This is a genomic window from Burkholderia stagnalis (genome assembly GCF_039848545.1).
In the GTDB taxonomy this organism is placed as follows: Bacteria; Pseudomonadota; Gammaproteobacteria; order Burkholderiales; family Burkholderiaceae; genus Burkholderia; species Burkholderia stagnalis.
In genome coordinates, this window is the sequence record NZ_CP156685.1 from 1,434,208 (window position 1) to 1,455,740 (window position 21,533).

A 21,533-nucleotide genomic window follows, 5' to 3' on the forward strand; every position below is an offset into this window, starting at 1 on the left:
CTCGACGCGGCCGCTCAATCGCCGTCGATCATATCGGACAAAGTAGGGTGGTGCAATGCAACATTTCCCTGATTTTTCATGAATTTTTTGCGATTTGACGTTCCATGACGAAGGCGCGGCCGCCCGGGTTCAGCGCCCGGTGGCCATGGCCGCCGTGGGCTGGCCGGCCGCGCGCGCCATCGCTTCCTCGTGGTGCATCAGGTTCATCGCGGTGTGCACGAGCGCGACATGCGAGAACGCCTGCGGGAAGTTGCCGACGAGGCGCCCGTCGACCGGGTCGTATTCCTCGGCGAGCAGCCCGAGGTCGTTCGACAGCGACAGCAGCCGGCTGAACAGCCGATGCGCCTCGTCGATCCGGCCGAGCAGCGCGTAGTTGTCGACGAGCCAGAAGCTGCACGCGAGAAACGTGCCTTCGCCGGGCGGCAGGCCGTCGTCGTACTCGGACGTGCGGTAGCGCAGCACGAGGCCGTCGTGCAGCAATTCGCGCTCGATCGCGTCGACCGTGCCGGCGATGCGCGGATCGTCGGGCGGCAGGAAGCCGAGCAGCGGCATCAGCAGCACGCTCGCGTCGAGTTCGTCGCTGCCGTAGCTCTGCGCGAACGCCTGCTTGCCTTCATGCCACGCGTTAGCGCAGACGTCCGCGTGGATGCGGTCGCGCAGCGCGCGCCAGCGCTCGAGCGCGCCCGGCAGGCGGAACATTTCCGCAGACTTGATCGCGCGGTCGAACGCGACCCACGCCATTACCTTCGAAAACGTGAAATGGCGGCGGCCGCCGCGCGTTTCCCAGATGCCTTCGTCGGGCTCCTGCCAGATCTTCTCGAGATGGTCGAGCAGCGTGCACTGCACCGACCATACCGTGTCGTCGGCCTGCAGGCCGCCCACCCGCGCGAGGTGCAGCGCCGCCATCACTTCGCCGAACACGTCGAGCTGCAGCTGGTTCGCGGCGCCGTTGCCGATCCGCACCGGCTTCGAATCCTGATACCCGGGCAGCCAGTCGAGCTCCATTTCGGGCAGCCGGCGCTCGCCGGCGATGCCGTACATGATCTGGATCTGCTCGGGCGAGCCGGCCATCACGCGGCCGAGCCAGGTGCGCCACGCGCGCGCCTCGTCGTAGTGGCCGCCGCGCATCAGCGCGAGCAGCGTGATCGTCGCGTCGCGCAGCCAGCAGTAGCGGTAGTCCCAGTTGCGGTTGCCGCCGATCTTCTCGGGCAGCGACGTGGTCGGCGCCGCGACGATCCCGCCCGTCGGCTCGTACGCGAGCGCCTTCAGCGTGATCAGCGAGCGGCGCACCGCGGCCGCGTAGCGGCCCTGCACCTGGCAGCGCCCCGACCATTCGAGCCAGTAGTTCTCGGTGCGCGCGAGCATCGACAGCGGGTCGCGCGCGGGCGGCAGGCGCAGGTGCGACGGCGCATAGCCGAGCGAGAACGGCACGCGTTCGTCGGCGCTCACCGTGAATTCGGCGAGCGTGTGCAGGTTCTTGCCGGTGAGCGGCACGCTCGTGCGCAGCACGACGGTGTCGGGCCCCGCGATTGCCTTCACGCCGTCCTCGCGCGACAGCTGCGTGACCCACGGAATCGAGAAACCGTAGTCGAAGCGCAACACCAGCTCCATGCGCATCTTCATCGTGCCGTGCCGGCCGACGACGATCCGCACGAGCTCCGACCAGCCGTTGCCGGGCGGCATGAAGTCGATCACGGTGACGGCGCCGTCGGCGCTCTCGTAATCGGTTTCGAGTATCAGCGTGTCGCCGCGATAGCGGCGCGTCGCGTGCGTGATCGCGGCGTCGGCGGCCGGCGCGAGCAGCCAGCGGCCATGCTCGGGGGTGCCGACGAGGGCCGCGAAACAGGCGCCCGAATCGAAGCGGGGCCAGCACAGCCAGTCGACGGAGCCGTCTTTCGCGATCAGCGCGGCCGTGTGGCCGTCGCCGACGAGGGCGTAGTCTTCGATCAGGGCAGGCATGGGCGGCAATCCTGGTTGCGAGTTCACATGGCGGACGGCGCCGCCGCGGGCTTCACGCCCGGACGCGGCGGCCCGTATACTCGGCCGGGCGGCGAAACGCGTACGGCCGGCGTTTCGTCACATATCAACACTTGAAGCGGCTCGATGCAAGGAGGATTCAATGCCCAACCGTTTTCGCGCCGGCGACGCGCGCGCTTCGACTCGAGGGTTTCCGCGTAGGTTCGCTCACTGGATGAAAGGTTTCGCGATCGTGCTCTCCTTATCCGCGACGCATGCGTTTGCGCAACAGCCCGCGCAGGCTCCGGCCGACGGCGTCTACAACCTGCTCGTCGGCACCTACACCGATGGCGGCAGCGACGGCATCTACGTGTACCGCTTCGACACGAAGACGGGCAGCGTCGCGCCGCTGTCGTCGGCGAAGACGGTCAATCCGTCGTACCTGTTGCCGAGCCGCGACGGCCGCACCGTGTACGCGGTCAACGAGCTGCCCGGCGACAACGGGCCGGCCGACCAGCGCGGCGGCATCAGCGCGTTCCGCTTCGACGCGAAGACGGGCGCGCTCACGTTCATCGACCGCGTGTCGTCGGAAGGGAACGACCCGTGCCACCTGAGCCTGTCGCCGGACGGCAAGTACCTCGTGGGCGCGAACTACTCGGTCGCGGCGAACCCGGGCGGCAGCTTCGCGGTGTTCCCGCTGCGCGACGACGGCGCGGTGAGCCCGGCCGCGCTGGCCGTGCACCACGAAGGCAGCGGGCCCGTGAAGGGCCGCCAGGACGGCGCGCACGTGCACTCGACGGCGTTCTCGCCGGACGGGCGCTACCTGTTCGTGCAGGATCTCGGCGCGGACAAGATCTTCGGCTACCGCTACACGGTGGACGGCAGCCGCGGGCTGATCAGCCCGACCGACACGCGCTACACGCCGGTGAAGACCGGTTCGGGCCCGCGCCACATGGTGTTCGGCGCGAACGGCCGCCATGCGTACGTGACGAGCGAGCTGAACGCGGCGGTCGAGGTGTTCGGCTACCAGGACGGCAAGCTGACGCCGGTGCAGACCGTGCCGATGGCCGCGCCGGGCTTCAAGGGCAAGGTCGGCGGCGCGGCGATCCACCTGTCGCCGGACGGCCGGTTCCTCTATGCGAGCAACCGCGGCGACGCGAACGAGATCGTGATCTACGCGGTGAACCCGGCGGACGGCCGGCTGAAGACGGTCGGCCGGCAGTCGAGCCTCGGCAGGACGCCGCGCGAGTTCCTGATCGATCCGACCGGCAAGTGGCTGATCGTCGGCAACCAGGACAGCGACACGTTCTACGTGTTCAAGCGCGATGTCGAAACCGGCAGGCTCGACGCGAATCCGCAGAAGGTCGCGGTCGGCAAGCCGGTCGACTTCAAGCTGGTGCCGGCGCTGTAAAGCGGGGATCGACGCCGCGGATGTGCGAAGGGCGCTGCCGATGCAGCGCCCTTCGCGTTTGTGGAGGATGAGGCCGGCTGGCCCGCCGCTCAATCCGCGGCGGCCGGCACCAGCACCTCGCGGCTGCCGTTGATGCCCATCGGCGACACGAGCCCGGCCGCTTCCATCTGCTCGACGAGCCGCGCGGCGCGGTTGTAGCCGATCCGCAACTGCCGCTGCACCGACGAGATCGATGCGCGCCGCGTGCGCACGACGAACGCGACCGCCTCGTCGTACAGCGGGTCCGCCTCGGCGTCCGGCGCGTCGCCGAACAGGTCCTGCGCCGCGCCCTCGGACGTCGGGCCGTCGAGAATCCCTTCCTCGTACTGCGGCTCGCCGAACTGCTTCAGGTATTCGACGATGCGGTGCACTTCCTCGTCGGCGACGAACGCGCCGTGCACGCGCTGCGGATAGCCGGTGCCGGGCGGCAGGAACAGCATGTCGCCCTGGCCGAGCAGCGATTCGGCGCCCATCTGGTCGAGGATCGTGCGCGAGTCGATCTTCGACGACACCTGGAACGCCACGCGCGTCGGGATGTTCGCCTTGATGAGGCCGGTGATCACGTCGACCGACGGCCGCTGCGTCGCGAGGATCAGGTGGATGCCGGCCGCGCGCGCCTTCTGCGCGAGGCGGGCGATCAGCTCCTCGATCTTCTTGCCGGCGACCATCATCAGGTCGGCGAGCTCGTCGATCACGACGACGATCAGCGGCAGCGTCGACAGCGGCTCGGGGTCTTCCGGCGTCAGCGAGAACGGGTTGCCGATCTTCTTTTCCTTCGCCTCGGCGTCGCGGATCTTCTGGTTGAAGCCCGCGAGGTTGCGCACGCCGACGGCCGACATCAGCCGGTAGCGCTTCTCCATCTCGCCGACGCACCAGTTGAGTGCGTTCGCCGCGAGCTTCATGTCGGTGACGACCGGCGCGAGCAGGTGCGGAATGCCTTCGTAGACCGACAGCTCGAGCATCTTCGGGTCGATCATGATGAGCCGCACTTCGTCGGGCGTCGCCTTGTACAGCAGCGACAGGATCATCGCGTTGATCGCGACCGACTTGCCCGAACCGGTGGTGCCGGCGACCAGCATGTGCGGCGCCTTCGCGAGATCGGTGACGACCGGGTTGCCGATGATGTCCTTGCCCATCGCGATCGTCAGCTGCGACGCCGAATGCTGGTACTGGCGCGACGCGAGGATCTCGGACAGGCGGATCATCTGGCGCTTCGCGTTCGGCAGCTCGAGGCCCATGCAGGTCTTGCCGGGAATCGTCTCGACGACGCGGATCGACGTGAGGCCGAGGCCGCGCGACAGGTCCTTCATCAGGCCGACGATCTGGCTGCCGCGCACGCCGAGCGCGGGCTCGATCTCGAACCGCGTGATCACCGGGCCGGCGGAGGCGCCGACGACCGTCACCGGCACCTTGAATTCCTGCAGGCGCTGTTCGATCACCAGGCCGGTCTGCGCTAGGTGTTCCTCGCTGATCGTCTCGATGTCGTCGGACGCCGGCTCGAGCAGGTCGAGCGTCGGCAGCTCGACGTTGAAGGACGCGGGCGCGTGGAATTCGAACGCGTTCGGCCGCGGAGGGCGGGGGGGCGGGGCGTCGGCGGGCGCAGCCGGTGTCGCGGGGGCGGCGCCGGCGTCGATGGCCGGTACGGCAGGCGCGTCTGGCGCCGGTTGCGCGGTAACGGGCGCAACCGTGCCGGGGATCATGACGGAAGGCACCGGGGCGGTCGGTGTCGCGGGTGGCGTTGCGCCGTCGGCAATGGCGGAGGTTACCGCCACGGCTTGAGCAGGGTTCGCCGTAGTCTCGGTAGTGCGTTCTGCCGTCCCGGAGATCATGACGGAGGGCAGCGGGGCGGTCGGTGTCGCGGGTGGCGTTGCGCCGTCGGCAATGGCGGAGGTTACCGCCACGGCTTGAGCGGTGTTCGCCGTAGCCTCGGTAGTGCGTTCTGCCGTGCCGGGGATCGCGGCGGAGGGCAGCGGGGCGGTCGGTGTCGCGGGCGGCGTTGCGCCGTCGGTAAGGGCGGAGGCCGCCGCCACGGCTTGAGCGGTGTTCGCCGCGGTCTCGCTAGTGCGTTCTGCCGTCCCGGGGATCGCGGCGGAGGGCAGCGGGGCGGCCAAGGTAGCGGCCGGCGTGACGGGCGCCACGGGCGGCGTCTGGGCCACGGTCGGCGCGCAAACGGCAGCGTCGGTGCTTGCGACGGCCGGCGCAACCGGGCTCGCCACGGCAGTGGTCGTCGCGGGTGCGACGACGTCAACCGGTATGGTGGACGTCTGCGTAAAGGAGGCAATGGACGTCGGCGCGTGCGCGGCGGTCGTCGCCGGCGCGTGCGGCTGCGCCGCTGCGCCGGGCATTGCGGTCGCGTGGGCGGCAGGCGCTGGCGTTGCAATCGACCAGGAGGACGCGAAGGTCGACGCGGGCGCCTGAACGGTGGTCGGCGCAGGCGCTACCGCTGCAGCAGCCTGCGGTGCAACGAACGTCGATGCGGGCAGCGTCGTGGCCGAAGCGGCAGGGAGCGAGGCAAGTACCGAGCCGAGGGCCGTCGCGCTGGTTGCCGGCGCTATCGCGGGTTCCACTGCGGGCGACGCATCCTCTGCATCCGGCGATGGAACGTCCCGTGTCGTGGTGTCGTGCACGGCATCCGCTGCTGCGGCAGGCGTCGACGGCACGGGCGTGGTCGGGGCAGCGGTCGAATCCGCTGCAATCGCCGGTGGTTCGATGGTTGCGGAAGTCGGAGCGCCGGTACTGGTATTGGCCGTATCGGTCACCTGATCCAGGCTCGCGGGCACGGCGGACTCGGATGCAACGGATTCTCCAACGGTCGCGCTGGCAGTGCCGGTGTTGATGGACCACCATGCGCCTGTTGGCGCGGGCGCGGGCGCGGGCGCGGGCGCGATGGCGGAGGCGCGTGCGGGCGCTGCCGTCGTCTCTGCCGCAGCCATCGACACAGCGGGCGACGCAACGACAGATGCGGTTGCGCTCGATGTACTCGACGCAATCTCGCCGGTAACGTTTGCCGGCGCAACCGGTGGTGTTGCCACCGGCGCGACGAAGTTCGCGTCGACGATCGCCGTTGCCGGCTTCGCAATCGACGTCACGTCGCCGGGCGACGGCGCAGCGAACCGCGGCGTGCCTGCGAATGCGTCCGCGGCGGGGGCGGCCGTGGCCAGCGTCGCGGCAGGCGGTGCGTCGATCGCATCCTGCTCGACCGGGGACGCATTGGTCGTCAAGTCGGACGGGGCGGCGGCATCTGTTCCGGAAACCGGCGGACGCAGCGTGTCTGCGTCGCGTGCGACCGTGGCGTTTTCGGGGACGGAAACGCTGGCCGGCGCGGCCGTGTCGTCACCGGCGACCGGCCACTCGACGGCCAACGCATGCGGCGCGGCCGGCGTCGTTTCGGTCACGGGCGCATCGACAGCGATGTCGGCGGCCGTTTGCGGCTCGGCGATGTCTTCCCACGGGGCGAGGTCGATCGCCGTGTCGGCGGGCGACACGGGGTGGACTTCGACCGGATCGGCGACGTCTTGACCGCTGTCTTTCGACTCGAGCGTGATTGCTGCGTCGGCTGCGTCGGCTGCGTCGGCTGCGTCGGCTGCGTCGGCTACGTCGGCTACGTCGGCTACGTCGGCTACGTCGGTTTCGTCGGTTTCGTCGGCGCGCGTCGGCGAAGCCGGCATGGCGGCCGCAATCACGTCCTGCGGAGCGCCCGCCGGCGTCTCGGGTTCCGGTATTGCCGGGACATTCGCACCATTCGCGCCCGAGTGCGCATCCGGCATCCATGCACCGTCATCGACCGGCATGAACGCGGGCAGCACGATTGCGTCGTCCTCGCGCATCGTCGCGGCGTGAGCGTCGGCCACGCTGCCGATTTCCTCAACCTCGGTGCCACGCGACTCGGAAGCCGGCCTGCCCGATGCCGCAGGCCAAGTGGCGGCTGCGGCGCCTGCCGCCACCGCGGCTGCGCCAGCCAGCGGGGCTGCCGCGCGCGCGGCGTCGACCGGCAACGTGCCGGCCAGCGACGCCCACTGGGCGGTGCTGGCCTCGATCGAACGCAAGGTCTCGTGGACGCTCGGCGCGGGCGTGATCGGCGCCGCGGGCTTCTCGTTCCACGCATAAAGCGGCGCGCGCGCAGGCGCGGCGGGGCGCTGGCGGGGCAGGGCGGGCGGAACCGGCGTCGATGCCGTTCCGGCGGCCGGGCGCGACAGCGGCCGCGCCGGCGCCGCACCGGTCGGCCGGGGCGGCACGGTTGCGCGCGGCGCGACCGGCTGCCTGAGCGCATCGGCCGACCGCGCGGGCGCGGCCGGCGCCGGCCGCGTGCGGGCCGGTTCGAGTGCAATCGGTGAAATTGGGGCTGGAGCGGGGCGCGGCGACGGCGCGCCTGCCGCGGGGCGTGCCGAAACGGCGGCGCCAGCCGCACCGGCGGCCGTAGCGGCGCCCGCCGCAGATGTCGCGGACGTCGCGGCCGGCCGGAACGGCGTCGTGGGCTTCAGCCAGCCCGACGGCGCGACCGGTTCCGCATGCGGCCGGGCCACCCCCTGGCCGCGCGGCTTCGGCCGCGCCTGCGGGTCGGGCTTCCACAGCGTCGGGCGCGAAAACCGGCCGTTCTGCCGGGGCGCCATCGAATTGACGGTATGCGCGCTGGTCGGCTGGACGTCGCCGGCGCGGCGCACGCGGCGCTCGTCGTCGCGATGCAGCGCGCTGCGCGGCAGGTCGGCGACGCCGCGGGCATCGTCGTCGGCGTCGCGCGCCAGCTTGAGCCCGAACGACGTATCGAGCCACGCGGCGACGCGCTGCCAGCCGATGCCGGTCAGCCACGGCAGGCCCGCGAAAAACAGCACGACCATCGCGAGCGGCGTGCCGATCCGGCCGAGCACGCGCTCGAAGCCGGCCGACAGCGCGTGGCCGAGCGCATTGGTGTCGGCGCCGGCGAACACGCTCGTCAGCGTGCAGCTCGCGACGAACACGCAAGCGAAGCCGAGCCAGAGCCGGATCGAGCCGCGGCCGGCGACGCCGTCGCCGCCGGGCAGCATCGCTTTCGCGAGACGCCAGATGAGGGGGATGAACCAGACGGCGGAGACGCCGAACCAGCCGAGGACAACCGTGTGCATGCTTTGAAACGGGAATGGGGCGGGGAGCGCGAAGCGCGCGACCCGCCGAGTTTAACGGCTGACGGGGTAGCAGACTTTAAAAGACGATCAAGCGCGACGCCGCGCGCTGCGCGTGCGCGGCGGGACGCGGTCAGCCGGCCGTGTCCCGCACGGGCACGTTACGGGCCGCGGCGCGTGAAGGTCAGCGTCGCGCCGCTGTCGGTGACGATCAGCAGCTGCTGCGGCGAGCGCATCTGCACGCCGGCCTTCGCGACGTGCGCGAGCGCGTCGAGGTACGCGCGCTCGAGCTGGCCGCCGAGCGTGCCGGTGCAGGCCATCCGCGTGCCGGCGAGCGGGCCGAAGCCGAGCACGCCGTTCTTGATGTCGTAGGTGCCCATGTAGCGGTTGCAGCCGGAAAAGCCGGACGCGCGGCGCTGGCCGGATTCGGTGGACAGCACGAGCTTGAGCGGCTCGCCGTTGTCGCCGTGCGGGATCGCGCGCGGCGTGCCGTCGGCGTTCTGCCAGCCGGTGAGCTCCCAGCTCGTGTCGTCGAGCAGCTGCACGGCGGCGGGGTTGAACGGATCGGGCGAACGCGCGTCGGCGTCGGAATGGATCGGCATCGAGCAGGCGGCGAGAAGCGTGGCAAGCGTCAATGCGCAGAGCGGCGCGCGCAGCGGGTGAAACAGGCGGATGCGCGTGCGTGCGGCTGCGGTCGGGTGGGACATGTGCCTCGATCCTCATCAGATTCTGAACAAGGCGTAAGAGTAACGCACTCGCCGCGCGTCAGGCGAGGCGACCATGCATGCGCGAAATCGTTCGCGGCGCGTCGCGGCCGGTCGAATCGGCGCCGATGCGCATGTTAACATCGCAGTCGTTTTCGACCTCCAACCAGAAGCGGGAAATCACATGCAGATCGGTCAGCGGCTCGGTACGCCGCTTTCGCCTTCGGCCACGCGCGTCATGCTGCTCGGCGCCGGCGAACTCGGCAAGGAAGTCATCATCGCGTTGCAGCGGCTCGGCGTCGAGGTGATCGCGGTCGACCGCTATCCGGACGCGCCCGGCCACCAGGTCGCGCATCGCGCGCACGTGATCGACATGACGGACGCCGCCGCGCTGCGCGCGCTCGTCGAGGCCGAGCGGCCGCACCTGATCGTCCCCGAGATCGAGGCGATCGCGACCGACGCGCTCGCGGCGATCGAGGCGGCGGGCGTCGCCGAGGTGATCCCGACCGCGCGCGCGACGCAGCTCACGATGAACCGCGAAGGCATCCGCCGGCTTGCCGCCGAGGAACTGGGCCTGCCGACTTCGCCGTATGCGTTCGCGCAGTCGTTCGACGAATTCGCGGCGGCCGTCGCGAAGATCGGCATGCCGTGCGTCGTGAAGCCGGTGATGTCGTCGTCGGGCAAGGGGCAGTCGGTGGTGCGCAGCGAGGCGGACGTCGAGCCCGCGTGGCAGTACGCGATGGCGGGCGGGCGCGTGAATCACGGCCGCGTGATCGTCGAGGGGTTCGTGGATTTCGACTACGAGATCACGCAGCTCACGGTCCGCGCGATCGATCCGGCCGGCGGCGACACGCGCACCTATTTCTGCGAGCCGGTCGGCCACGTGCAGGTCGCGGGCGACTACGTCGAGTCGTGGCAGCCGCAGCCGATGTCCGCGGCGGCGCTCGCGCGCTCGCGCGAGATCGCGCACAAGGTGACCGAGGCGCTCGGCGGGCGCGGGCTGTTCGGCGTCGAGCTGTTCGTGCGCGGCGACGAGGTCTGGTTCTCCGAAGTGAGCCCGCGGCCGCACGACACGGGCCTCGTCACGCTCGCGTCGCAGCGCCAGTCGGAGTTCGAGCTGCATGCGCGCGCGATCCTCGGCCTGCCGGTCGATCCGACGCTCGGCTCGCCGGCGGCGTCGGCGGTGATCTACGGCGGGCTCGACGAACGCGGCATCGCGTTCGAGGGCGTGCGCGACGCGCTGGCGGTGCCGGGCGCCGACCTGCGGCTGTTCGGCAAGCCGGAAAGTTTCGCGAAGCGGCGCATGGGCGTCGCGCTCGCGACCGGCGCCGACGTCGACGAAGCCCGCGCCCGCGCGAAGCGGGCCGCCGCGGCCGTGAAGCCCGTTTCGGCGCGCTGACCGGCAACCGGCAGGCGCGCGTGATGCCGATGCCCGCTCCGCGATTCGTCTCGCGCGCGGGCGCCGTCGATCCCCGGGCCATGACGACCCGCGCGCCCGGGCCGGGCGCGCTTCCACCCCCCGTCTCGGAAGAGGACCTGCATGATTCGCCAAACTCTCGCCACGCTCGCGCTGGCCGGCCTGACCGTTTCCGTCGCGCACGCCGCGCAGCTGACCGTCGAGGAAATCGACGCCGACGCGCGCCAGACGGCCGTCTACCAGTGCGCCAACCAGAAGCAGCCGGTGCGCGTGTCGTACTGGCTCGCCGGCAACGGCCAGAGCTTCGCGCTCGTGCCGGTCAACGGCCAGCGGCTGCTGTTCGTCGACACCGTGTCGGCGTCCGGTGTCCGCTATCAGGCCGGCCGCTATACGTGGTGGACGAAGGGCAGGGAAGGGACGCTGCGCGACGAGATCGCCGACGAGAAGGCGCCGCCGCTGCTGTCCGACTGCGTGCAGGTCGAGACGAAGAAAAAGAAGAAGGGTTGAGTCGCGGGAGCGGCTGCCGGCCTCGGCGTCCGGGCATCGCACGCGCCTGGCCCCGGGGCGGCGGCGCGCCGCGCGGCCGCATGGTCGCGACCCGCTTGCAACCCGTGTGCGGCCGCCGCGCAAGGGCTGTCACGGACGTGACGCCGCACGGTGCTACAATACGGCCCTTTCCGCCGGCATTCGCGCCGGCCGGAGTCCGCACGGCCCGGGGCCCTGATTGCCCATCGCGCCAGAGCGGCGCCGCGCGGCGCGCCGCGGCTCCGTCTACTTCCGAAATGAGAGATTTGCGCAGCGGCCCGCCGGGCCGAGCTGACGCGTGATGTCCCCGCCGCGCCTTTTGAGCGAAACGCCACCATGTCCGATTCTGTCGCCAAGCCTGTCGACGCAACCTTCGATCAATTCGGCCTTGCCGCCGATATCCTGAAAGCCATTGCGGAGCAGGGCTACACGACGCCGACGCCGATCCAGGCGCAGGCCATTCCGGTCGTGCTCGCCGGCCGCGACGTCATGGGCGCCGCGCAAACAGGCACCGGCAAGACCGCGAGTTTCTCGCTGCCGATCATCCAGCGCCTGCTGCCGCAGGCCAACACGAGCGCATCGCCCGCGCGCCACCCGGTGCGCGCGCTGATCCTCACGCCGACCCGCGAACTTGCCGACCAGGTCGCCGCGAACGTGCACGCGTACGCGAAGCACACGCCGCTGCGCAGCGCGGTGGTGTTCGGCGGCGTCGACATGAACCCGCAGATGGCCGAGCTGCGCCGCGGCGTCGAGATCCTGATCGCGACGCCGGGCCGCCTGCTCGACCACGTGCAGCAGAAGACGGCGAACCTCGGCCAGGTGCAGATCCTCGTGCTCGACGAGGCCGACCGGATGCTCGACATGGGCTTCCTGCCCGATCTGCAGCGCATCCTGAACCTGCTGCCGAAGGAGCGCCAGACGCTGCTGTTCTCGGCCACCTTCTCGCCGGAAATCAAGAAGCTCGCGTCGACCTACCTGCGCAACCCGCAGACGATCGAGGTCGCGCGCAGCAACTCGACGAACGCGAACGTCACGCAGATCGTCTACGACGTCGCCGAGGGCGACAAGCAGGCGGCCGTCGTGCAGCTGCTGCGCGATCGCGGCCTCAAGCAGGTGATCGTGTTCTGCAACAGCAAGATCGGCGCGAGCCGGCTCGCGCGCAATCTCGAGCGCGACGGCGTGGTCGCGTCGGCGATTCACGGCGACAAGACGCAGATCGAGCGGATGCAGGCGCTCGACGCATTCAAGCGCGGCGAGATCGAGGCGCTGGTTGCGACCGACGTGGCCGCGCGCGGCCTCGACATCGCCGAACTGCCGGCCGTGATCAACTTCGACCTGCCGTTCAGCGCGGAAGACTACGTGCACCGGATCGGCCGTACCGGCCGCGCGGGTGCGACCGGCGATGCGCTGTCGCTGTGCAGCCCGAACGAGCGCAAGCAGCTCGCCGACATCGAGAAGCTGATCAAGCGGCCGCTCGAGATGCAGACGCTGTCGATCGACAAGCCGGCGCGGCATCGCCATGACGAGCGTGGCGGCGACCGTGGTGGTGAGCGCGGCGGCGAACGCGGCGGCCGTCGCGAGCGCGACGAGCATCGCGGTGCGGCGGGCCGCCGCCCGGCGGGCGCCGAGCGCGGGCATCACCGCCGCCACGAGGCGCCGATCGACGAGTTCTTCCTGAAGCCGTACGAGCCGTCGGCGTCGACGAAGCGGCCTGAAGAGTCGTCGCACGCGCAGCCGGAGAAGAAGGGACCGAAGCGGCAGGTGGCCGCGCTGCTCGGCGGGTTCGGAATGCCGCGCAAGCCGTCGGCGTAAGCAGTTCCGGCCGCCGCGACGCAAAACGGGTGCATGCGATACGCATGCACCCGTTTTTTGTTTGGTGGAGGACCGATCGGGCGCTTAGCCGGCCTGCGGCCCGAAGCGCCGCGCCCACGCGGCCGTCGCTGCCGCGTAGAACGCATCGAGCGTCGTGCCCGGCAGCTCGCCGCCGTCCGGCGCGAGGCCCAGGTGTGCCGCCGCGGCCTTCAGCGCGGGGAGCGGATCGTCGCGTTCGAGCGCGGTCGCGCCGGTCTGCTTGCTGAGTTTCTCGCCATGCGCATCGACGACTACCGGCACGTGCAGATACGACGGCGTCGGCACGCCGAGGCAGCGCTGCAGGTAGATCTGGCGCGCGGTCGAGTCGAGCAGGTCGGCGCCGCGCACGACATGCGTGATGCCGGCGTCGGCATCGTCGACCACCACCGCGAGCTGGTACGCCCACAGGCCGTCGGCGCGTTTCAGCACGAAGTCGCCGACTTCGGTCGCGAGATTCTGCGATTGGATGTGCTGCCAGCGATCGTCGAACGTGACGATCGCGGCGTCGCCGTCCGGCACGCGCAGCCGCCACGCGCGCGCGGGCTTGCCGTGCAGGCCCGCGCGGCAGGTGCCCGGGTAGGCGAGCGTCGTGTGGCGCTCGTGCGCGGCGCGCAGCGAATCGGCGATCTCCTTGCGCGTGCAGCCGCATGGATAGACGAGCCCGGTCGCCTTCAGCCGCTCGAGCGCGGCCGCGTAGTCGGCCTCGCGCGCGCTCTGCCAGACGGGCGGCTCGTCCGGCGTCATGCCGAAATGCGCGAGCGTCGCGAGGATGGCCTCGGCCGCGCCGGGCACCGTGCGCGGCCCGTCGATGTCCTCAATGCGCACGAGCCACGCGCCACGCTGGGCGCGCGCGTCGAGCCAGCTCGCGAGCGCGCCGACCAGCGAGCCGAAATGCAGCGGCCCGGTCGGCGACGGCGCGAAGCGGCCGCGATAGCCGGTCATCGGCGCGCGCCCGGCGTGCTTACGCCGCGCTGGCGGCGTTCGCGCAGGCCGGGCAGGACTGGCCTGCCACGTAGCTCGGCGATTGCTGCTGCTCGGGCGTCACGACCGCGCGGCACGCGAAGCAGGTGACGTTCTCGGTCGGTTCGAGCTGCGGGTTCAGCGCGGTGCGGTAGTCGAACACGAAGCAGTCGCCGTGGTAGTGCGCGCCGCCGACTTCCTCGAAATACTTGAGGATGCCGCCTTCGAGCTGGTACACGTTGTCGATGCCGACGTCCTTCATGTGAATCGCCGCCTTCTCGCAACGAATGCCGCCCGTGCAGAACGACACGATCGTCTTGCCTTCGAGGTCCGCGCGGTTCGCTTCGATGACGGCCGGGAACTCGCTGAACTTGTCGATCCGGTAGTCGAGCGCATTGTCGAACGTGCCGACGTCGACCTCGAACGCGTTGCGCGTGTCGAGCATCACGACCGGGCGGCCCGCGTCGTCGTGACCACGGTCGAGCCAGGCCTTCAGCGTGTGCGCGTCGACGGACGGCGCGCGGCCGAGCTCGGGCTTGATCGCGGGCTTCTTCATCGTGATGATCTCGCGCTTCAGGCGCACGAGCATGCGGCGGAACGGCTGCGAATCCGACAGGCTTTCCTTGAACTGCAGCGTCGCGAACTTGCCCTCGAACAGCGGATCGTGGCGGATGTATGCGATGAACGCGTCGGCCGCGTCGCGCGGGCCGGCGATGAACAGGTTGATGCCTTCCGGCGCGAGCAGGATCGTGCCGCGCAGGCCGAGTTCGTTGCAGCGGGCGGTGACGAGCGGGCGCCATTGTTCGGTCGCGTCGAGCGACACGAAGTGGTAGGCGGCGAGATTGACGATACTCATGGTGATCCGACGAGAGAACGGCCGCGGCCGTGCGACGGCGCGCACGGCGGCCCGCAAAAAAGGGTGCGAAGCCGGGCGGAAGATTCGAAAACCCGTATTATCCCGCAAACCGTGCCCGGGAAGGCAGCCGGCCGAACGGCCAACGGCGCGGCCCAGGGTCGCGCACCCCGGCCGAACGGCCAATGCGGGGTTTTTTGGGCAGCCGGCGCGGCGGGGCGGCTACAATAGCGCCCATGTCAGATCCCCGCTTCGTCCATCTTCGCGTTCACTCCGAATTCTCGATTGCCGACGGCATCGTGCGCCTCGACGACGTCGTCAAGGCCGCGGCCGCGGACGGTCAGGGCGCGCTCGCCCTGACCGATCTCGGCAACGCATTCGGTCTCGTCCGTTTCTACCAGGAAGCCCGCGGCAAGGGCATCAAGCCGATCGCCGGCTGCGACGTCTGGATCGCCAATCCGGACGATCGCGACAAGCCGTCGCGGCTGCTGCTGCTCGTCAAGGACAAGCGCGGCTACCTGAATCTCTGCGAGCTGCTGTCGAAGGCGTGGCTCACGAACCAGTATCGCGGCCGCGCGGAGCTCGACGCGAGCTGGCTCGACGGCGAGCTTTCGCAGGGCCTGCTCGCGCTGTCGGGCGCGCAGCAGGGCGACATCGGCCTCGCGCTCGCGGCCGGCAACGAGGAAGCGGCGCGCCGGCACGCGGCGCGCTGGGCGAAGGTGTTCCCGGGCGGCTTCTACATCGAACTGCAGCGCTACGGCCAGCCGGGCGCCGAGGCGTATATCCAGCAGGCGGCGACGCTTGCCGCGGCGCTGAAGCTGCCGGTCGTCGCGACGCATCCGACGCAGTTCATGACCGACGACGATTTCACCGCGCACGAGGCGCGCGTGTGCATCTCGGAGGGCGACATCCTCGCGAACCCGCGGCGCCAGAAGCGCTTCACGACCGACCAGTATTTCCGCACGCAGGACGACATGGTCGCGCTGTTCGCGGATCTGCCTTCCGCGGTCGCGAACACGGTCGAGATCGCGAAGCGCTGCAACCTGACCCTCGAGCTCGGCAAGCCGAAGCTGCCGCTGTTCCCGACGCCGGACGGCATGTCGCTCGACGACTACCTGATCCAGCTGTCGAAGGAAGGCCTCGAAAAGCGCCTCGAGCAGCTCTATCCGGACGCCGCCGAGCGCGATGCACAGCGCGGCACGTACTACCAGCGGCTCGAATTCGAGTGCGGGACCATCACGAAGATGGGCTTTCCGGGCTACTTCCTGATCGTCGCGGACTTCATCAACTGGGCGAAGAACAACGGCGTGCCGGTCGGCCCCGGGCGGGGTTCGGGCGCCGGGTCGCTCGTCGCGTACGCGCTCGGCATCACCGATCTCGACCCGCTGCGCTACAACCTGCTGTTCGAGCGCTTCCTGAACCCGGAGCGGGTGTCGATGCCCGACTTCGACATCGACTTCTGCCAGCACGGCCGCGATCGCGTGATCCAGTACGTGAAGGAGAAGTACGGCGCGGATGCCGTGTCGCAGATCGCCACCTTCGGCACGATGGCCGCGAAGGCGGCCGTGCGCGACATCGGCCGCGTGCTCGACCTCGGCTACATGTTCACCGACGGCGTCGCGAAGCTGATCCCGTTCAAGCCGGGCAAGCACGTGACGATCGCCGACGCGATGAAGGAGGAGCCGCAGCTCCAGGAGCGCTACGACCACGAGGACGAGGTTCATCAGCTGCTCGACCTCGCGCAGCGCGTCGAAGGCCTCACGCGCAACGTCGGGATGCACGCGGGCGGCGTGCTGATCGCGCCCGGCAAGCTGACCGATTTCTGCCCGCTCTACACGCAGGGCGACGACGGCGGCGTGGTCAGCCAGTACGACAAGGACGACGTCGAAGCGGTCGGCCTCGTGAAGTTCGACTTTCTGGGCCTCACCACGCTGACGATTCTCGACTGGGCCGAGCGCTACATCCGCCGCCTCGATCCGTCGAAGGCCGACTGGTCGCTCGCGCAGGTGCCGCTCGACGATCCCACGTCGTTCCAGATCCTCAAGAAGGCCAACACGGTCGCCGTGTTCCAGCTGGAAAGCCGCGGCATGCAGGGCATGCTGAAGGATGCGCAGCCCGACCGCTTCGAGGACATCATCGCGCTCGTGTCGTTGTATCGTCCGGGCCCGATGGACCTGATCCCGAGCTTCTGCGCGCGCAAGCACGGCCGCGAGAAGGTCGAGTACCCCGATCCGCGCGTCGAACCCGTCCTGAAAGAGACCTACGGCATCATGGTCTATCAGGAGCAGGTGATGCAGATGGCGCAGATCATCGGCGGCTACTCGCTCGGCGGCGCGGACTTGCTGCGCCGCGCGATGGGCAAGAAGAAGCCCGAGGAGATGGCCAAGCACCGCGAGATCTTCGCCGAGGGCGCGGCGAAGAACGGCCTGTCGCGCGAGAAGTCCGACGAGATCTTCGACCTGATGGAGAAGTTCGCGGGCTACGGCTTCAACAAGTCGCACGCGGCCGCCTATGCGCTGCTCGCGTACTACACCGCGTGGCTGAAGGCGCACCATCCCGCCGAATTCATGGCGGCCAACATGACGCTCGCGATGGACGACACCGACAAGGTGAAGATCCTGTTCGACGACTGCGTCGTGAACAACCTCGTCGTGCTGCCGCCGGACATCAACCAGTCGCACTATCGCTTCGAGCCGGTCGCCGAAGCGGACGGCAAGCGTTCGCGCACGATCCGCTACGGGCTCGGCGCGGTGAAGGGCAGCGGCCAGAACGCGATCGAGGAAATCCTGCGCGCGCGCGAGGAGAAGCCGTTCACCGACCTGTTCGACTTCTGCGAGCGGATCGACCGGCGGATGGTGAACCGCCGCACGATCGAGGCGCTGATCCGCGCCGGCGCGTTCGATTCGCTGACCGCGAACCGCGCGCAGCTGCTCGCGTCGGTGCCGCTCGCGATGGAAGCGGCCGACCAGGCCGAGGCGAACGCGATGCAGGCCGGCCTGTTCGACATGGGCGCCGAGTCGCCGCATGCGCATGCGCTCGTCGACGAGCCGGCGTGGGATGACAAGCGCCGTCTGCAGGAAGAGAAGGGCGCGCTCGGCTTCTACCTGTCGGGCCACCTGTTCGACGCGTATCGCGACGAGGTGCGCCGCTTCGCGCGGCAGAAGGTCGGCGAACTGAAGGAAGGGCGCGACAAGCTCGTCGCGGGCGTGATCGCGTCGCTGCGCACGCAGATGACCCAGCGCGGCAAGATGCTGATCGCGCTGCTCGACGACGGCACGGGCCAGTGCGAAATCACGATCTTCAACGAGCAGTTCGAGGCCAACAAGGCGTTGTTCAAGGAAGACGAGCTGCTGATCGTGCAGGGGCAGGCGCGCAACGATGCGTTCACGGGCGGGATCCGCTTCACGGCCGATACCGTGATGGACCTCGAGCGCGCGCGCAGCCGCTATGCGCAGGCCGTGCGGCTGACGATGAACGGCAATGCCGATGCTGCCGTGTTGCGGCGGGTGCTCGAGCCGCACGTGTCGAAGGATGATCCGGCCGCGGCGAGCGCGGCCGATGCCCCCGCGCCGCGCGGCGGCGGGCGCGACGGCGGCCGCCGGCCCGCGCCGCCGCTGCCGAACGGCCTCGCGGTCCAGATCCACTACAGCAATGCGCGCGCGCAAGGCGAGATGCGCCTCGGCGATGCGTGGCGCGTGAAGCCGAGCGATACCCTGCTCGCGGAACTGCGCGCGGCGTTCGCCAGCAGTGCGGTCGAAATCGTTTACTGAAATCCGGATCCGTATCCGTTTGAGGACATCTTGAGCGTCAAGCCTACTCTTAGCAAACCCATAGGCGGACAGGACGCGTCGTCGCCCGTGGTCGTCGCGCGCCGTCTGTGGCCCTACGTGAAGCCGCTCCTGTGGGTGCTGCTCGCGGGCGTGCTGGCGATGGCCGCCGTCGCCGGCACCGAGGCGGGGATCCCGGCGCTGCTGAAGCCGCTGCTCGATCGCGGCTTCGGCGCGAAGGGCGACGTGAGCGCGAAGCTGTACGTGCCGCTCGCGGTCGTCGGCCTCGCGCTCGTGCGGGCGATTGCGCAGTATGCGTCCGGCTATCTGCTGCAATACGTGTCGAACCGGATCCTGCTCCAGCTGCGCATCGAGATGTTCGAGCGGATGATCCACACCGGCGTGTCGTTCTTCCAGCGCGAGACCGCGAGCACGGTGATCAACGCGATCGTGTTCGAAGTCAACCAGGTGCTCAACGTGCTGATGGGCGTGATGATCACGCTCGTGCGCGATTCGCTGACGGTCCTGTTCCTGCTCGGCTACCTGTTCTACCTGAACTGGCGCCTGACGCTGATCGTCGCGGTGCTGCTGCCGTGCATCGGCTGGGTCGTCGGCAAGATCAACCGCCGGCTGCGCCGCCTGAACCGCGAACACCAGACGCTCACGAACCAGCTCGCGTACATCGTCGAGGAGACGGTCGGCGGCTACAAGGTCGTGAAGATCCACAACGGCGAGCAGTACGAGATCGACCGCTTCAACACGCTGAGCCGGCGCCTGCGCGGCTATTCGATGCGGATGATCGTATCCGGTGGCCTCGCGCAGCCGATCACGCAGTTCCTCGCGTCGATCGCGCTCGCGGTCGTGCTGACGATCGCCGTCGTGCAGTCCGCGAACGACCAGACGACGGTGGGCGGTTTCGTCGCGTTCGTCACCGCGATGCTGCTGATCATCTCGCCGCTCAAGCACCTGATGGACGTCAACCAGCCGCTGCAGCGCGGCATGACGGCCGCCGAGCTGATCTTCGGCCTGATCGACGAGCCGCGCGAGCCGGAAGGCGGCGGCAAGCCGCTCGCCCGCGCGACCGGCCGGGTCGAGTTCCGCGACGTGTCGTTCGCGTACGGCACGTCGTCCGGCAAGCCGACGCTCGATCGCGTGACGTTCGACGTCGCGCCCGGCGAGATGGTCGCGCTGGCCGGGCCGTCGGGCAGCGGCAAGACCACGCTCGTCAACCTGCTGCCGCGCTTTTTCGACCCGACGAGCGGCAAGATCCTGGTCGACGGCGTCGCGCTGCCGGAATACCGGCTGCACGACCTGCGCAGCCAGATCGCGATGGTGAGCCAGGACGTGGTGTTGTTCAACGACACGATCGCGAGCAACGTCGCGTACGGCGAGACGCCGGACCGCGAGCGCGTGATCGCCGCGTTGCGCGCGGCCAACCTGCTGAGCACGGTCGAGGCGATGCCGGAAGGCCTCGACACGCTGGTCGGCGACAACGGCATGCGCCTGTCGGGCGGCCAGCGGCAACGCCTCGCGATCGCGCGGGCGATCTACAAGGATGCGCCGATCCTGATTCTCGACGAGGCCACGTCGGCGCTCGATTCGGAATCCGAGCGCCACGTCCAGGCCGCGCTCGAGACATTGATGAAGGGGCGCACGACGCTCGTGATCGCGCACCGCCTGTCGACGATCGAGCGCGCGGACCGGATCCTCGTGATGGACGGCGGCCGCATCGTCGAGAGCGGCAGCCACGCGGAGCTGCTCGACCGCGACGGCCTGTATGCGCACCTGCACCGGATCCAGTTCCAGCAGGAGGCCGGTTGAACATGCGGCGTCCCGTTGATTCGATGGCCCGCGCGCGATGATGAAGATCGGCCTTTCCGGCAACGCGCTGAAGCATGGCGGCGGCCTCGAGCGCTATGCGATCGATCTCGCGCGCGGCATCGCGGATGCGGGCATCACGCCCGCGTTTTTCGCACGCAAGATCGATACGACGATTCCGGAGGCGCGGCTCGTCGAGCCGCACCGCATCGACGTGTCGTTCCTCCCCGGCAAATTGCGCGATGGCTGGTTCGCGTGGCGGCTGCGCGCCGCCCGCCGCGCGGCGGGCGTCGACGTGCTGATCGGCTGCAACCGCGTCGACTGTTCCGACATCGCGATCTGCGGCGGCACGCACCGCGGCTTCCTGCGCGCGATCGGCCGCACGCCGACGTTCTTCGACCGGCGGCAGATCGCGCTGGAGAGCAGGCAGTACGCGGCGGCGCGCTACGTCGTCGCGCATTCGCCGATGATGCGCGACGAGCTGCGTACGCTGTACGCGGTCGACGACGCGAAGATCCGCATGCTGTACCCGCCGGTCGACGCGCAGCGCTTCTCGCCGGTCGATGACGCGGCCCGCGCGGCGCTGCGGCGCCGCTTCGGCTTCGGCGAGCGTGACATCGTGCTGCTGTTTCCGTCGAGCAGCCACGCGCGCAAGGGCCTGCCGTTGATCGAGGCGGCGCTGCGCGAAGGCGTCGACGCATCGGTGGTGGTGGCGGTCGCCGGCCGGCCGCCGGAGCGGACGTCGTCGCAACTGCGCTACATCGGCTATGTGAAGGACATCGAGGATGGCTACCGTGCAGCCGACTACACGATCCTCGCATCGAGGTACGAGCCGTTCGGGCTGGTCGGCATCGAATCCGTGATGTGCGGCACGCCGGTCATCCTGCCGACGACGCTCGGCTGTCACGACGCGATCGCGGATCATGCGAAGCTCGCGTTCACCCCGAACGACGTCGCGTCGTTGCGCGCAGCCATCGCGGCCGCGGTGGCCCGCTCGCGTGCGAGCGGAGGCGGCGACCGCGCGGCCGTCGCGCAGGGCGCGGTGGGCTACGATCCGGGCGTCGGCCACCATGTCGAACAGTTGCTGGCGCTCGCCCGCGAGATCCATGAACGCACGCCGGCCTAGCGGCCGACGG

The 21,533-nt window shown here is 69.8% G+C and carries 12 protein-coding genes; 7 read left to right on the plus strand and 5 right to left on the minus strand.

Annotated elements, in window-relative coordinates; translation table 11 throughout:
* Positions 1 to 129 precede the first annotated feature (129 nt).
* Complete coding sequence (locus tag ABFO07_RS06840; RefSeq protein WP_059883936.1) at positions 130 to 1,959, minus strand: glycoside hydrolase family 15 protein; 1,830 nt, start codon at positions 1,957 to 1,959, stop codon at positions 130 to 132.
* Positions 1,960 to 2,191: 232 nt separating this feature from the next.
* On the opposite strand from ABFO07_RS06840, the gene ABFO07_RS06845 reads away from it, so the two are divergent.
* Positions 2,192 to 3,367, plus strand: coding sequence for a lactonase family protein (locus ABFO07_RS06845; protein WP_347468646.1), 1,176 nt, complete (start codon positions 2,192 to 2,194; stop codon positions 3,365 to 3,367).
* A gap of 89 nt (positions 3,368 to 3,456) precedes the next feature.
* On the opposite strand, the gene ABFO07_RS06850 is transcribed toward ABFO07_RS06845, so the two are convergent.
* Positions 3,457 to 8,505 (minus strand): DNA translocase FtsK, encoded by a 5,049-nt coding sequence (locus ABFO07_RS06850; RefSeq protein WP_347468580.1) that lies wholly within the window; start codon positions 8,503 to 8,505, stop codon positions 3,457 to 3,459.
* 158 nt (positions 8,506 to 8,663) lie between these two features.
* Entirely contained in the window at positions 8,664 to 9,209 is a 546-nt protein-coding gene (locus tag ABFO07_RS06855) for an META domain-containing protein (protein WP_059566317.1), read from the minus strand.
* Positions 9,210 to 9,390: 181 nt separating this feature from the next.
* On the opposite strand from ABFO07_RS06855, the gene purT reads away from it, so the two are divergent.
* The 3 genes from purT to ABFO07_RS06870 all read left to right on the plus strand — a co-directional run bounded on the left by purT (position 9,391) and on the right by ABFO07_RS06870 (position 12,960).
* A complete protein-coding gene (gene purT, locus ABFO07_RS06860) occupies positions 9,391 to 10,605 on the plus strand; it encodes a formate-dependent phosphoribosylglycinamide formyltransferase (protein ID WP_060362402.1) in 1,215 nt (404 codons plus the stop codon).
* A 141-nt stretch (positions 10,606 to 10,746) separates the two neighbouring features.
* Positions 10,747 to 11,130, plus strand: coding sequence for an MliC family protein (locus ABFO07_RS06865; RefSeq protein WP_059566315.1), 384 nt, complete (start codon positions 10,747 to 10,749; stop codon positions 11,128 to 11,130).
* 354 nt (positions 11,131 to 11,484) lie between these two features.
* Positions 11,485 to 12,960: a DEAD/DEAH box helicase gene (locus ABFO07_RS06870; RefSeq protein WP_059906423.1), complete on the plus strand. Its 1,476-nt coding sequence runs from the start codon at positions 11,485 to 11,487 to the stop codon at positions 12,958 to 12,960.
* Positions 12,961 to 13,044: 84 nt separating this feature from the next.
* On the opposite strand, the gene gluQRS is transcribed toward ABFO07_RS06870, so the two are convergent.
* The gene (gluQRS, locus tag ABFO07_RS06875; RefSeq protein ID WP_059801929.1) at positions 13,045 to 13,941 is read right to left on the minus strand and encodes a tRNA glutamyl-Q(34) synthetase GluQRS; all 897 of its coding nucleotides are present in this window, start codon (positions 13,939 to 13,941) and stop codon (positions 13,045 to 13,047) included.
* A gap of 19 nt (positions 13,942 to 13,960) precedes the next feature.
* Positions 13,961 to 14,815 carry a sulfurtransferase gene (locus ABFO07_RS06880; protein ID WP_059566312.1) on the minus strand — a complete coding sequence of 285 codons (855 nt, stop codon included), beginning with the start codon at positions 14,813 to 14,815 and terminating at the stop codon, positions 13,961 to 13,963.
* 233 nt (positions 14,816 to 15,048) lie between these two features.
* On the opposite strand from ABFO07_RS06880, the gene dnaE reads away from it, so the two are divergent.
* From dnaE to ABFO07_RS06895, 3 genes are read left to right on the plus strand one after another with little or no spacing between them, the layout of a single operon-like run.
* On the plus strand, positions 15,049 to 18,582 hold the full coding sequence (gene dnaE, locus ABFO07_RS06885) for a DNA polymerase III subunit alpha (RefSeq protein ID WP_059883929.1): 3,534 nt from the start codon (positions 15,049 to 15,051) through the stop codon (positions 18,580 to 18,582).
* A gap of 30 nt (positions 18,583 to 18,612) precedes the next feature.
* A complete protein-coding gene (gene msbA / locus ABFO07_RS06890) occupies positions 18,613 to 20,400 on the plus strand; it encodes a lipid A export permease/ATP-binding protein MsbA (RefSeq protein WP_059883928.1) in 1,788 nt (595 codons plus the stop codon).
* A 40-nt stretch (positions 20,401 to 20,440) separates the two neighbouring features.
* Positions 20,441 to 21,523, plus strand: a complete 1,083-nt coding sequence (locus ABFO07_RS06895) for a glycosyltransferase family 4 protein (protein WP_059906457.1) — start codon at positions 20,441 to 20,443, stop codon at positions 21,521 to 21,523.
* Positions 21,524 to 21,533 lie beyond the last annotated feature (10 nt).

Coding starts and splice junctions, on each gene's coding strand:
- purT (WP_060362402.1), top strand. CDS start 9,391: ATGCAGATCGGTCAGCGGCTCGGTACGCCGCTTTCGCCTTCGGCCACG.
- gluQRS (WP_059801929.1), bottom strand. CDS start 13,941: ATGACCGGCTATCGCGGCCGCTTCGCGCCGTCGCCGACCGGGCCGCTG.
- ABFO07_RS06840 (WP_059883936.1), bottom strand. CDS start 1,959: ATGCCTGCCCTGATCGAAGACTACGCCCTCGTCGGCGACGGCCACACG.
- ABFO07_RS06865 (WP_059566315.1), top strand. CDS start 10,747: ATGATTCGCCAAACTCTCGCCACGCTCGCGCTGGCCGGCCTGACCGTT.
- ABFO07_RS06845 (WP_347468646.1), top strand. CDS start 2,192: ATGAAAGGTTTCGCGATCGTGCTCTCCTTATCCGCGACGCATGCGTTT.
- ABFO07_RS06880 (WP_059566312.1), bottom strand. CDS start 14,815: ATGAGTATCGTCAATCTCGCCGCCTACCACTTCGTGTCGCTCGACGCG.
- ABFO07_RS06895 (WP_059906457.1), top strand. CDS start 20,441: ATGAAGATCGGCCTTTCCGGCAACGCGCTGAAGCATGGCGGCGGCCTC.
- dnaE (WP_059883929.1), top strand. CDS start 15,049: ATGTCAGATCCCCGCTTCGTCCATCTTCGCGTTCACTCCGAATTCTCG.
- ABFO07_RS06870 (WP_059906423.1), top strand. CDS start 11,485: ATGTCCGATTCTGTCGCCAAGCCTGTCGACGCAACCTTCGATCAATTC.
- ABFO07_RS06850 (WP_347468580.1), bottom strand. CDS start 8,505: ATGCACACGGTTGTCCTCGGCTGGTTCGGCGTCTCCGCCGTCTGGTTC.
- ABFO07_RS06855 (WP_059566317.1), bottom strand. CDS start 9,209: ATGTCCCACCCGACCGCAGCCGCACGCACGCGCATCCGCCTGTTTCAC.